Annotated in this window: 12 protein-coding genes and 1 riboswitch; of the genes, 6 read left to right on the top strand and 6 right to left on the bottom strand. The window is 37.3% G+C overall.

The features are described 5' to 3' along the window. Window positions 1-112: 112 nt before the first annotated feature. The 3 genes from OZX59_RS05430 to OZX59_RS05420 all read right to left on the bottom strand — a co-directional run bounded on the left by OZX59_RS05430 (window position 113) and on the right by OZX59_RS05420 (window position 2,893). A complete protein-coding gene (locus OZX59_RS05430; RefSeq protein ID WP_277125025.1) occupies window positions 113-532 on the bottom strand; it encodes a hypothetical protein in 420 nt (139 codons plus the stop codon). 113 nt (window positions 533-645) lie between these two features. Then, window positions 646-1,530 carry a hypothetical protein gene (locus OZX59_RS05425; protein ID WP_277125023.1) on the bottom strand — a complete coding sequence of 295 codons (885 nt, stop codon included), beginning with the start codon at window positions 1,528-1,530 and terminating at the stop codon, window positions 646-648. Window positions 1,531-1,702: 172 nt separating this feature from the next. Beyond that, window positions 1,703-2,893: a nucleoside transporter C-terminal domain-containing protein gene (locus OZX59_RS05420; protein WP_277125021.1), complete on the bottom strand. Its 1,191-nt coding sequence runs from the start codon at window positions 2,891-2,893 to the stop codon at window positions 1,703-1,705. A gap of 301 nt (window positions 2,894-3,194) precedes the next feature. Here OZX59_RS05420 and deoC point away from each other — a divergent pair, with 301 nt between their 5' ends. The 5 genes from deoC to OZX59_RS05395 all read left to right on the top strand — a co-directional run bounded on the left by deoC (window position 3,195) and on the right by OZX59_RS05395 (window position 8,675). Further along, a complete protein-coding gene (gene deoC, locus OZX59_RS05415; RefSeq protein WP_277125019.1) occupies window positions 3,195-3,848 on the top strand; it encodes a deoxyribose-phosphate aldolase in 654 nt (217 codons plus the stop codon). Between the two features lie 20 nt (window positions 3,849-3,868). Then, window positions 3,869-5,056 (top strand): phosphopentomutase, encoded by a 1,188-nt coding sequence (locus OZX59_RS05410; RefSeq protein ID WP_277125017.1) that lies wholly within the window; start codon window positions 3,869-3,871, stop codon window positions 5,054-5,056. 208 nt (window positions 5,057-5,264) lie between these two features. Then, window positions 5,265-6,215: a sugar-binding transcriptional regulator gene (locus OZX59_RS05405; protein WP_277125015.1), complete on the top strand. Its 951-nt coding sequence runs from the start codon at window positions 5,265-5,267 to the stop codon at window positions 6,213-6,215. A 13-nt stretch (window positions 6,216-6,228) separates the two neighbouring features. Then, window positions 6,229-7,527: a pyrimidine-nucleoside phosphorylase gene (locus tag OZX59_RS05400; protein WP_277125013.1), complete on the top strand. Its 1,299-nt coding sequence runs from the start codon at window positions 6,229-6,231 to the stop codon at window positions 7,525-7,527. A gap of 206 nt (window positions 7,528-7,733) precedes the next feature. Next, window positions 7,734-8,675, top strand: coding sequence for an NAD(P)H-binding protein (locus OZX59_RS05395; RefSeq protein ID WP_277125012.1), 942 nt, complete (start codon window positions 7,734-7,736; stop codon window positions 8,673-8,675). A gap of 78 nt (window positions 8,676-8,753) precedes the next feature. On the opposite strand, the gene thiW is transcribed toward OZX59_RS05395, so the two are convergent. From thiW to OZX59_RS05380, 3 genes are all read right to left on the bottom strand, one after another. Next, entirely contained in the window at window positions 8,754-9,263 is a 510-nt protein-coding gene (gene thiW, locus OZX59_RS05390) for an energy coupling factor transporter S component ThiW (protein ID WP_277125009.1), read from the bottom strand. A gap of 52 nt (window positions 9,264-9,315) precedes the next feature. Continuing rightward, a riboswitch (TPP riboswitch) is annotated at window positions 9,316-9,410 on the bottom strand. A 49-nt stretch (window positions 9,411-9,459) separates the two neighbouring features. Then, window positions 9,460-10,104 carry a histidine phosphatase family protein gene (locus tag OZX59_RS05385; RefSeq protein WP_277125007.1) on the bottom strand — a complete coding sequence of 215 codons (645 nt, stop codon included), beginning with the start codon at window positions 10,102-10,104 and terminating at the stop codon, window positions 9,460-9,462. Between the two features lie 12 nt (window positions 10,105-10,116). Then, entirely contained in the window at window positions 10,117-10,764 is a 648-nt protein-coding gene (locus OZX59_RS05380) for a matrixin family metalloprotease (protein ID WP_277125005.1), read from the bottom strand. A 151-nt stretch (window positions 10,765-10,915) separates the two neighbouring features. Here OZX59_RS05380 and helD point away from each other — a divergent pair, with 151 nt between their 5' ends. After that, window positions 10,916-13,210 carry an RNA polymerase recycling motor HelD gene (gene helD, locus OZX59_RS05375; RefSeq protein ID WP_277125003.1) on the top strand — a complete coding sequence of 765 codons (2,295 nt, stop codon included), beginning with the start codon at window positions 10,916-10,918 and terminating at the stop codon, window positions 13,208-13,210. Window positions 13,211-13,217: the final 7 nt, after the last annotated feature.

Here is a 13,217-nt window from a genome sequence, read left to right as displayed (position 1 = left end):
ATACTCCCTGTAGATAACAATAATATATTTATTTTTAAGTAAAAAAGAACGTCATAATGACATTCTCTTCTAAGCATCTATTTTGTTCTTTTTTTAACTATATTACAAGTAATTATGACAAAGAATTAGTAATGTGGGAACGTCTGTCCTCATACCAATTTTCCCAATCTTGATAAGTAGTCATTTCCGTTGGTGCAATGTTATCTTGTTTGACAATTTCATCAACTAGATTTTGGAAATTTTGTCCGTGATATTGCAAAACATGCTTAACTAATTCGCGCCGTGAAAAGTTAATATTATCAATAATGTAATGGTTAATATCAACCATATTGGCGTCAGTGTCATAAGCATCCATAATTTCTAAATCACGCTCGTTGAATTGAGCAATATAGAAATCGGCAAAAATTTGTAAATAATCAGGTTGGCTAGTAAATTCTTCTTGCGGCATAGTTTTCCAGTTAGCTTGTGGCACTACTACTTCAAGATCAATTGTTTCTTCATTATCTTTGGTATTTTTTTCTTTTTCAGTCAAAGCAGACACTCCTTTAATAAAAATAGGAAACGTGAAAGTCAATAGTCATTCTACCGAGTTTACACACTAAAAGCAACTTTTGCGGTAATTTATCCTTAAAACGAGGATATTAGTTAGGGTTTTAGATAAGTTTGAATATCTTTTTTGGTTATTTGGTTAATATTACTGCGACCACTCTTGCGGTACATATCAATTAAGTCTTGCGGACTCCAAGACATTGCATCAAAGCCTAGGCTACCAACTTGTTTACGCAATTGGGTAATTTGATCGTCTGTTACGGTCTTGCCATGCACCTTGTGATCGCCCATAGAGCCTTCACCAGTCTTACCAGCATTACCAGTATCTTCATTGGCCTTGTTTGTAGAAGAACTATTGGTATTTGCTTGAGTGGATTGCTTGTTGGTAGTCGAATCATTATTAACTTGGCTAGCTTTTTGAGCAGCCTTAATGCCGTCCTCAGCTTCTTGTTTATAAGTAGCATAGTATTTGCCATTAATGTAAGGCAAGTCTAAGATACTTTGATACTGCTTAATTGCTTCACTGTATTTGCTATCAGTTTCGGCTTTTTTAGCATCAGCCAGCAATGGTTTGATTTCGTGTTGGTAATTGTCTTGTACTTCGTTAACGGTTGTTTTTAACTTTTGTCCTTGCTTATTTAAAACAGAATAGCCATTATCTTCATTAGTGACCGCAGCTACTTTTTGTAAAGCAGTACTATATTTGCCATCTTTAGTAGCATTAACGGCTGCTTGCATATTATTAGCTTGCTTTTCATAAATTTGTGCGGTTTTGGTTTGTTTGACTTCATTGGCTTTTGCAAAATCACTGCGAGCTGCAACATAATCTTGATCTTTAACAGCTTCCTTGCCACTGTTCATCGCCTTTTCATAAGCAGCATCTACTTTGTTGCTGCTGGCTTTTTCTGTGCCATAAATGACACCCCCGCCAATGGCAATTACTGCTGCTGCAACAATTGCCCAAATTGTAGTTTTCTTCATAATAGGAAATTCTCCTCCTTATTAAACCTTATCTTAATTATAATTGCTTTAGTGATATTTGACTACTGCAGATGTTTTTTAATAAAAATCTTTAAGGTTTAAGTAGGTTTTCTGCTAATTAAAAACGAGCGCTTGTAAAAAACGCTCGTTATAATTTTTGTAAATAACTGAATTAGAAGTATATTCCAACAATCGTACCAGTCAAAATTGAGGCCAAAGTTGCACCAAGCAGTAATTTCATTGAAAACTTAGAAACGATCGTACCGGCCTTTTTGCTAATCGATCTAATTGAGCCAGTAATAATACCGATCACGCCGAAGTTGGCAAAGGAGATTAAATAAGATGAAATAATCGCGTTAGCCTTAGGCGTCAAAGTTGCAGCAATTTTAGTTAGATCACCTAAAGCAACAAACTCGTTAGTTAAAATCTTGGTGGCCATCAAGCTACCTACCTTGGTAACATCTTGCACAGGTACACCCATAATAAAGGCAATCGGTGAGAAAATATAACCAAGAATGCTAGTGAAGCTAATATGGAAGATATTAGTAAAGGCGCTGTTCAAAAATGAAATTAAGGCAACAAAGCCGATTAACATTGCGGCAACGGTGATTGCCATATTAAAACCATCTTGAATATAGTTGCCCACGACTTGGAAAAAGGGCTCCTTTTCAGTCGTATTTTCTGCTTCAACATGTAGTTCGTTATCTGCTGTTACATCGTATGGATTGACGATGCAGGTAACAATTAGTGCAGATAAGATATTTAAAAAGACAGCAGTTACTACGAACTTGCCAGGTACTAGTTGCATATATGACGCTAATACAGCTGCTGATACTGCACTCATAGCAGAGGCACAGATAGTGTAGAGCCTTTTTTCATCTAGTTTAGGAATTTGCTCTTTAACTGTTAAGAAAACTTCGGGCTGACCTAAAATAGCAGTCGAAACAGCGAAGTAACTCTCAAGGTCGCCCATTCCTGCCAACTTATTAAGCAAAAAGCCGGTCCATTTGATAATAAAAGGCAGGATCTTTAGATAATTGAGAATTCCTACTAAGGCTGAAATGAATACGATAGGCATTAGCACGTCTAGAAAAAAGACTGAGGATCCCTTTTTGATTACTACCCCGCCAAATACGAAATTAACGCCGGCAGCAGCTTGGGTCATTAACCAACCAAAAAAGTTAGAAATTGCGCCCATTGCACTGACACCGCCAGAAGTTTTTAAACAAAGAAATGAAATCAGCAGTTGCAATGCAAACATAATACCGATTTTCTTAAACTTAATATGTTTACGATCGTTACTGACTAACCAGCCGATAATGAAGACTAGGGCCATTCCGGTTAGTAAGAATAAAAATTGCATGAAGATAAACCTTTCTACTAAATAATACAGTCCAAATTAAACAAGGCTAATAATTAATCTGGAGTAGGTTGATTTTAAATTAATTACTAAAAGGATTGCGCTACCAATTGCCTTTTAACTTGACTTGCATAGATTAGCACGATTCTTTACATATGTAAACAGTTTATGTGAAATTATGTTCATAAGCTTTTACGAAAGGCTTGATCTAAAATTCAATTTCAAAAATGCTACAAATGTTCAACTAAAACATTTACATTTGTAAAAAAGTAGTTATACTTTAAAGTGAAAGGAGTTGTTGAACATGGATAAAACAACATTAGCTAAATATTTAGATCACACACTTTTGAAACCCAATGCAACTAAGGAGGATATCTTAAAGACCTGTGCTGAGGCTAAGGAATACAATACTGCTTCAGTTTGCGTTAATTCTTATTGGGCAAGTTTAGTGGCTGAAGAATTAAAGGGTACTGACATTAATACTTGTTGTGTAGTTGGTTTTCCTCTAGGAGCTATGAGCAGTGAGGCCAAGGCTGATGAAGCAACTAAGGCAATTGTCGATGGGGCCGAAGAAATTGATATGGTAATCAATATTGGTGAATTAATTGCTGGTAACGATGATGCAGTGTTAGCTGATATTAAGACGGTTACTGAAGCAGTTCATGCTCAAGGCAAGATTCTTAAAGTGATTATTGAAACTTCATTTTTGAATGATGAACAAAAGGTTCGTGCCTGCAAGTTAACTGAACAAGCCGGGGCAGACTTTGTTAAGACTTCTACTGGTTTTAGTTCTGCTGGTGCTAAGGTAGAAGATGTTAAGTTAATGCGGGAAACTGTTGGCGATCGCTTGGGCGTTAAAGCTTCAGGTGGTATCCACTCATATGATGAAGCGATGGCAATGATTGAAGCTGGTGCTAGTCGTTTGGGTGTGAGTGCAACTGTTGACATTTTGGCTTAATTTTTAAAGAGGCTAAACAAATGAAATATAAACGTATTTTTGGTCTAGTAATGGATTCAATTGGTACTGGAGAAGCACCAGATGCTGCTGATTTTGATGATGTTGGTGCTGACACTTTAGGTCATATCGGTGAGTATTTTAAAGGTGAACTAAAATTACCTAATTTTGCTAAGTTAGGTTTAGCTAATTTACGTGATACTCCTATTGCAGGTGTGCCTGTGCAGGCTAGGCCAATCGGTGCTTACGGTAAGATGAAAGAAGTTTCAGTTGGTAAAGACAGTCTTGATGGTCACTGGGAAATGATGGAGATGCCTGTAATGCAAGAGCTAAGTTTCTTTCCTAATGGCTTTCCAGACGATTTGCTAGATAAAATATCCAAGTTTTCCGGTCGTAAAATTGTCGGTAATCGTCCAGAATCTGGAACTAAGATTATTGATGAGCTTGGTGAACACCAAATGGAAACTGGTGACTTAATCATCTATACTTCAGGTGATTCAGTTTTACAAATTGCTGCACATGAAGATGTAATTCCGGTTGAAGAATTGTATCGGATTTCGCGTTATGCCAGAAGTCTAGTTAATGGACCAGAATATATGGTTGGTCGAATCATTGCTCGGCCTTACGTCGGTAGTGGTAAAGGTCACTTTACTAGAACTGCTAATCGGCATGATTTTACTTTGGAACCAAGCGGTAAGACGGTGTTAGATCATCTGCAAGCTGCGGGTTATAAGACAATCGCTGTTGGTAAGACAATGGATATCTTCTCAGGTCACGGAATTGATGAAAACTTTCATAACGAAAGTAACATGGATGGCATGGATCATGTCGATCACGTGATGCAAGAAGACTTTACTGGCTTTTGTTTCATCAATTTGGTTGATTTTGATGCAATGTATGGTCATCGTCGCAATACTGTAGGAGATGGTCAAGCCTTAATGGAACTTGATGAACGTTTAGGCAAAGTCATTAATAATCTAAATGATGACGACTTATTGCTAATTACGGCTGACCATGGTAACGACCCGACGTATAAGGGTACCGATCATACTAGAGAATATGTACCGTTACTAGCATATTCACCAAGTATGCAGAATCCAAATAGTTTAGGTATTAGAGATACTTTTTCTGACTTTGGTGCAACAGTTCTGGATAACTTTGGGGTTGAAGGTAATGGTGTTGGTACCAGCTTTTTGGCAGATTTAAAATAAAAAATAATTAGAGTAATTCTTTTACAAATAAGATCCAAGGCTTAGGTAACTGAAATTATAAATGACGTAGGCATTACTAGATAAGCGTCTGTGGTATATTAAAAGGCAGAGATTAATTCCCAACTAGATTATGGTAAACTTGATTAAGTTCAATAATCTGAATAGTTCATTGAAGAATGTATTTTGTCAATTATGGTGGAGATAGCCAATGCCTGAAAAATATGATAAGAGAAAACTAACCCAGAGTGCAGCAGTTGCACGGCTTTATTATGAAGATAACTTAGGACAAACGGAAATAGCTCGTGATATGGGTATTTCCAGACCAACGGTTTCGCGGCTGTTGAAACTTGCACGTGAAGCTGGTGTGGTCAAAATTGAAATTAGTAATCCCTTAGTCGATACTGCTAATCTTAGCGAACAATTATCTGAAAAGTTTAAGTGCAAGATTTTGGTTGTGCCTAATAACTTTAATGGTGAATTGACTGCGATTAAAGGTGTTGGTGCATATGCTGCACAGTATCTGACTCAGTTGGTTAAGCCACACGATATTATCGGTCTTGGCTGGGGGCAAACGATTCATATGGTTACCTCGCAACTAGAAAAGCATTCTGTTCCTGACGTGTCTGTTGTCCAGCTTAAGGGCGGAGTAAATATCAATAATGAAGAAACTTATGCTGACGAGAGTGTGACAGAGCTGGCTAATGCTCTAGATGCGTCGGCTCATTTCTTACCATTACCGCCATTTTTTGACAATAAGTTAACTAAGGAAATTGTCGAGCAAGACCGGTTTATTGAGAATACCTTGAAGCTTGGTCGCAAGGCTAATATTGCTATTTTTAGTGTAGGAACTGTTCGTAAAGACGCGTTGCTCTTTCAACTGGGATATTTCAACAATGCACAAAAGCAGGCCCTGCAACAAGATGCAGTTGGTGACATTGTTTCTCGCTTTATTGATAGTAATGGTGAGATTGTTAGTCGTGAATTGAATGATCGTACAGTTGGGATTGAGTTAGCCGATCTTAAGACTAAAGCCCATTCTGTTTTGATTGCCAGCGGCATCTTAAAGGCACCGACAGTCTATGCGGTCATTAAAGCAGGCTATGCTAACGAGTTTATTTTGGATCAAGCAATTGCACAGGAATTACTCACCTATCAATAATGAGGTGAATACTATGCGAATGGTAGACATAATTGACAAAAAAAGAAACGGTCATGAACTAACAGATGAAGAAATTCAGTTTTTTGTAGATGGTGTTGTTAATGGCACAATCCCTGATTATCAGACTAGTGCGTTGCTAATGACCATTTACTTTAATAATATGACTGATCATGAACGAGCAACTTTGACTCTAGATATGATGAATTCTGGAGATCACTTGGATTTGTCTGAAATTCCAGGAATTAAGGTTGATAAGCACTCAACAGGTGGCGTTGGTGATAAAGTCAGCTTGCCGTTAGCTGCTATGGTAGCTGCCGTGGGCATTCCTGTACCCATGATTTCTGGGCGCGGATTAGGCCATACAGGTGGTACGCTTGATAAGCTAGAAGCAATTCCGGGTTATCAAGTTGAAATTAGTGAGCAAGCGTTTATTGATCAAGTTAAACAAGAGAAGTTGGCAATTATTGGTGCAACTGGGAATATTGCTCCCGCTGATAAAAAGATTTATGCGCTCCGGGATGTAACTGACACTGTTGATTCAATTCCCTTGATTGCTAGCTCAATCATGAGTAAGAAAATTGCCTCTGGAACAGATGCTTTGGTTATCGACGTTAAGACTGGTTCTGGTGCCTTTATGAAGACTTTGCCAGAGGCTGAGGAATTGGCGCACGCATTGGTAGAAATCGGTAAGGGTGTCGGTATGAAGTGCATGGCACTAATTTCTGACATGAACCAACCACTAGGTAACAAGGTTGGCAATACCTTAGAAATTGAAGAAACACTTGACGTTCTTAAAGGTAATGGACCGCAGGACTTACTCGAATTGGTTTTAACTCTTGGTAGTCATATGGTTGTTTTAGGTGGTAAAGCTAAGACAACTGATGAGGCAAGAAAGTTGCTTGAACAGACAATTGCTGATGGTTCGGCTCTAGATCGCTTTAAAGCCATGGTAGTTGCTCAAGGCGGAGATGGGTCAGTAATTGATGATTATAGTGTAATGCCACATGCTAAATATCAAATTGCTCTACCTGCTAAAACTAGTGGTTATGTAGCACAATTAACGGCTGATGAAGTTGGAATTGCCAGCATGAAACTTGGTGGTGGTCGTCAAAAGGCCGATGATGCACTTGACTATGGTGTCGGTATTGAACTTAATAAAAAAGTCGGCGATCGCGTTGAAGCCGGCGAATCCTTGTTAACTATTCATGCTAATCGTGAAGATGTTACTGACATTAAAGAAATGCTTTATGACTGCATTGAGATTGCGGATGAAGCTAAACCTTATCCAATGATTTATAAAATAATTGAATAATTTAAAAAAGTAGTTAGACGACTATGTTAGTTCTAACTACTTTTTTTGTCTGAAAATTAACCTTGGTATTTTTGTAATAGTTAAGCTACTTAGCAACTTTACAATACAGCTTTCATAAGAAAAAGTGTTACTGTATTAAATATTCATATTAGACTTTGCTCTTAAAATCACATAAACTGTAAGCGATTGCTAAATAGGAGGAAAACATGAACAAAATAATTTTAACAGGTGTTGATGGTAATTTAGGTGGTCAAGCTGCTAAGAATTTATTGAAACTTAGTGACAAAGAGAACTTGATCTTTTGTGGCTATAATGAACAAGTATTGCAAAACTTTGCTGATCAAGGAATTGAAACTCGTCAAGCAGATTTTAATTCTAGTGATGGTTTAGCCGAAAAATTTGCTGGCGGAGATGTCTTGGCACTAATTTCGATGCCTTTTGTAGGGGAAAAAAGACAACGGGCACACAAAAATGTAATCGATGCTGCTAAAGAAGCTGGTGTTTCCAAGATTGTTTATACTTCATTAGTTAACGCTGGCGATCCAACCAATCCAAGTATTGAAAAGATTGATCATGCTTATACTGAAGACTATATTCAAAAGAGTGGGTTAGACTATATTATCTTACGTAATTCGCAATATGCAGAAGCGATGGTTACTAATTACTTTACTTTCGTAAAACAAGGTAAGGATTTAGCTAATAGTCAAGGTGACGGTAAGATGGCGTATATTTCACGTAAAGATTGTGCCAAAGCGGTTGCTTATGCTACATTAGCTGACGATTTGCATCATAAAATTTTGAATATTAATGGTAAGGATCTGATGACTATCAGTGATTTTGTTGCGATTGCTAATAAAGTCACCGGTAATAATATTAAGTATCAAGAAATTACTGATGAAGAAAATTATCAACTTTTTGATGCAATGGGAGTTCCAAGAAATACTTCTGGTAAATTTAAAAAAGATTCTGAAGCACCGTTTTCATCAGATGGAATGGTTTCATTTTCTAAAGCTGTGCGAATGGGTAAAATGAGTTCTTATACAGATGACTTTAAAAAATTGACTGGAGACGAACCAATGTCAGTTGAGTATATGTTTGAACATCAAGCAGAATTTCAAATTGGTGAAAGACACTCAAAAGATGATTAATTAAAAAGAAGTAGTAAAAAATAGCATTCCTGGCAAATCAAGAAAGATTGAGCGGGAATGCTATTTTTGGTTATTTATCTAAAAAAATAATTTTTGTACCTTTTGAAATTGCTTGATTTTACCAAGCTTTAGCATGATGATGGCAGCAACCGTTGAACCGATTAGGGCTGCACCAATAAATCTAGGCGTGTAAACGAACCAGTACAGATTATTGGCACTACCCGTGAACCAAACCATTACTGGAAAAGATAGTAAAGAACCAATAATGCCAGTACCAAAGATTTCGCCTAGACAGGCGGCCCAAAGTTTGCCAGTTATTTTATAGCAGATACCAGCAAGGAGTGCGCCAAAAATTGCTCCAGTCAGAGCTAACGGTGGAATTCCCAAAATAAGCATGCGGATAATGCCACACATGGTGGCCATAATGGTGACGTAAACTGGGCCTAACATAGTTGCGCCAATTACGTTGATGACACTTGACATAGGAGCCATCCCTTCGACTCGAAAAAGTGGCGACAACGCTACATCTAGTGCAATCATAATTGCTAGGATTGTTAATTTTTCAGTTTGTTTTCCTTGGTTAGTCATCGTTTACTCCTTGGTAGTATAAAAAAGTCCTCTGCGCAGATTGTGCAAAGGACTTTTCAAGTTAGTCTATCCCTTGCGCTAGTATTATCTAGATCAGGTTTATGAGTATCATCTCAGCCAGTATAACGGGCACCCCATAGACTTTTTTGTTTTATTTTAATTTTATTGTACTCTATAAAAAATAAAATGTTAATGGTTATAGTTCCATTTTATTGTAAGAAGTAACTTCCATTTTTTGGTTAGTCATCGTCATCATGGTAATCGAGGCATTGCGTGGGCTGACACTAATATCGAAATTACTGTAACGTGCTGCAATGCTACGAATAGTAAATCCATGAGTTACCAATAGAATATTTTCAGCACCATCCAGCTCACTAATTAATTTAAATCCCTTATCAAGTCGTGCCCAATATTCTGCAGCATTTTCGGCATCATGAAACGGATCGGCTTCTTTAAGCCAATCTTTGGCAGTGTCGATTGATTCGTTTTTTAACAAGTCATAATGATTCTGGTAACCATGAGGCCCACCAATCATTTGCCAAGCCATGTCACTATCCATTCCTTCAAAGTATCCATAAAATTGCTCACGAAAATATGGACTAGCTATATGCTGCAATTCATCATGATTTTGATTATGTTCAATAATAATGTCGCAAGTGTCACTAGCCCGTTTTAAATCACTTGATAAAGCAATATCAAAAGGGACATCCCGTAGTGTTTCACCAGCTTGCTCAGCGCCAGTAATACCTTTTTGGGTTAACGGAGTATCGCACCAACCTTGCATTTTGTTGTAGCGATTAATATAAGTTTGTCCATGGCGTACGATATAGATTCTTTTCATGATTTGCTCCAATTATTTTTTCTGATAGATTTTGTTAACGTTTTTGATATCAATTGGCTGAATATCATATAGCGAACCTGATGGATACATGACAGATTTGCCTTGGTTGTGATCAAGCCCGATCGCGTGGCCCAACTCGTGTTCAACTGTGTTGACAATTCTTTGGTGAGTATAGCCGTATATCAAATTATACAGGTAGAAAGTATTTAACTGAATTTTGGCTTTAGCAATGAGCTTATTTTTGGGATTATAGGTAACTTGGGTTTGTCCTGCCGCGTCTGTTTCAGAATCAAACATTGGTTCAATCGTAATTTGAGACTTTTTTTGCTTGCTCTTTTTAAAAGTAAAAGCATTGGTATCATTCCATGCTTTAATTGCCTCATTGCTAGCATCAACTAATTCGGGGTCATCATTTAGGTCAAGATAAACTGTTGCAGTTGGCTTTTTCCAGTGACAATTTTTACTTTTATTTTTAGTAGTTTTGGTTTTGCTTTTTTTCTTGACCTTTTTAGACTTCTTAGCTTTTTTGGCTGCAACGATTTCATCTGGGAAACTTGACTGTGAATTATCAGGCTCAAGAGCAGTTGCGGTACTAGTAAAGGTTAAGGCAGCGATTATGGCATATATGAATTTACGCCAAAACTTTAGCGGTTTTTTCATTGATTAGTTATCCTCCAACACTTGTTATTATAGAAGAAAAAATTAACTTTTTCATGAATTATTATTAAACTTTATAAATCAGCTCGAGATATTATATATAACTGCAAATTCATGTTAAAATGGAATGCAAGTTTTGAAAATAGGTGACTTTATGACAAAAGCGACAGATGATAAACAGTTTGAGCAGCAACATCTTGACTATCTGTTAAAGATGATTAAACAAAAGAAGTTAGAATTAACTTCGGCAATTAAGTCTGCTGAAGGTGAGGCAAGGAATCTTAATTCACACTTTTTTGACGATGTTAAATTAGATTACGATGGCTATTCGACTTCGATGGAAACGGCATTGTCTATTCATCAACAACAGCAATTACTAGATGAACGGGAAAATGCTTGGCAGCAATCTGCTAAACAATTAGGTACAGTTAATCGCCTCGAGCAAAAGCCATTTTTTGCGCGAGTTGACTTTAAAGAAGGCAGTGAAAAACCTGAGACGATTTATATTGGTCTAGGGTCTTTTGCCGATCCAGACAATCACTTTTTAATTTATGATTGGCGGGCACCGATTTCTTCAATTTATTATGACGGTAAGCTTGGTCAAGTTTCTTATCAATCGCCTGAAGGCGAAGTTACTGTTGATATGACTAAGAAGCGCCAGTTCATGATTGAAAATGGTAAAATTGTCAACATGTTTGATACCAATGAATCAATTGGTGACCAGATGCTCTTAGAAGTTTTGGGTGAAAAGTCAAGCACGCAGATGAAGTCAATCGTAACTACGATTCAGCAAGAGCAGAATAAGATTATTAGAAACACTAGTGCAGATTTGTTATTTGTGCAAGGTGCTGCTGGATCTGGGAAAACGTCGGCTATTTTACAACGGATCGCTTATCTGCTTTATCGGTATCGTGGTAATTTAACCAGTAGTGACGTAATCATGTTCAGTCCGAATCAGTTGTTTAATGATTATATCAAAAATGTTTTGCCAGAAATGGGCGAACAAAATATGGTACAAATGACCTATTGGCAGTTTGTTGCTCGTCGTTTACCAAAGATGGAAGTTGAAAACCTCTTTGATCAGTTTGAAGATCAAGCTGCCAGTTCTGCAATTGGCCGTTTTAAAGATTCGACGCAATTCTTTAAGCTATTAACGCACTACGCCAAGCATCTAAATAAGCGAGGATTGATTTTTAAGAATATCTATTTTCGTGATACTAAGCATCCTTATTTTACTAAAGAAAAGATCAATGAGATCTATTACTCGTACAATGAAAACTATAATTTAACTAACCGAATTGATGTAACTCGCGAGGAATTGATCAAGTCACTTAATCGCAAGATTAATTCGGAAACTAAAAAGCCGTGGGTTAGTGATGCAATTCAGAGTTTAAGTAAAGAGCAACTTAATGCTTTGTATGATAAACCTGATCAGGAATTTGAATCTGAAGAAAAAGAAGAGAAGTTTCTAGGTCGTAAGATTGTAATGAAAGAACTTGATAAGGTCTATCAACAAATTCAGCATAATAGTTATCTTAATATGCCGGCACAATATTTGAGCTTTTTGCGAGCTGTTCCCAAGATGATTGATTTAGCCAAATGGCAAATTAGTGCGGCTGACTGGTCTGAGCATATTACACAGGTTAAGCAGGGTTTAAAAAAACACCAATTGCACATGAACGATGTATCAGCTTATTTGTATCTGTATGACTTGATAACTGGTCGGCAAGTCAATTATGAAATGCGGTATGCCTTTATTGATGAGATTCAGGATTATACGCCGTTTCAGTTGAGTTATCTTAAATTTAACTTCCCACGAGCAAAATTCACGATGTTAGGGGACTTAAACCAGGCAATTTTTACTAAAGATGATAGCCGCGACCTTTTGAAGCAGATTAGTAGTCTATTTGATCCAGAAAAAACGGATGTGGTGCAATTAACTAAGTCGTATCGGTCAACTAGGCAGTTAACTGATTTTACTAAGCAAGTGTTGCGTCAAGGTGAAAAGATTGAATCGTTTAATCGACAAGGGCCCAAGCCAGCACTCTGGAAACGCGATAATAGCGACGAGGCAATTGCTGCATTGGTTCAAATTTTAAAGGATAATACTGAAGCTAACTTAACAACAGCTATTATTACTAAGAATTTAGCTAGTGCTAAGTATGTTAGCCAGCAATTAAAGCAGACAGGAAGTAAGGCAACTTTAATCGCGACAGCTAATCAACGTTTGGTTGATGGTACACTAGTTTTGCCGTCATACTTAGCCAAGGGCTTGGAATTCGATGCGGTTGTGATGTGGGATGCTTCTGATGAATGTTATCATGAAGCTGATGAAACACAACTGGTTTATACGATTGCTTCGCGAGCAATGTATCAGCTTGATTTGATTTATGTAGGCCAAAAGAGCCGGCTGCTTACAGTAGACCCTGCTACATATGTAGAAAAGTAGGTAAGAA

It is taken from the genome of Lactobacillus sp. ESL0681 (assembly GCF_029392835.1).
Classification (GTDB): Bacteria; Bacillota; Bacilli; order Lactobacillales; family Lactobacillaceae; genus Lactobacillus.
Note: the sequence above shows the minus strand (reverse complement) of the source record. Positions and strands in the feature narration are given on the sequence as shown.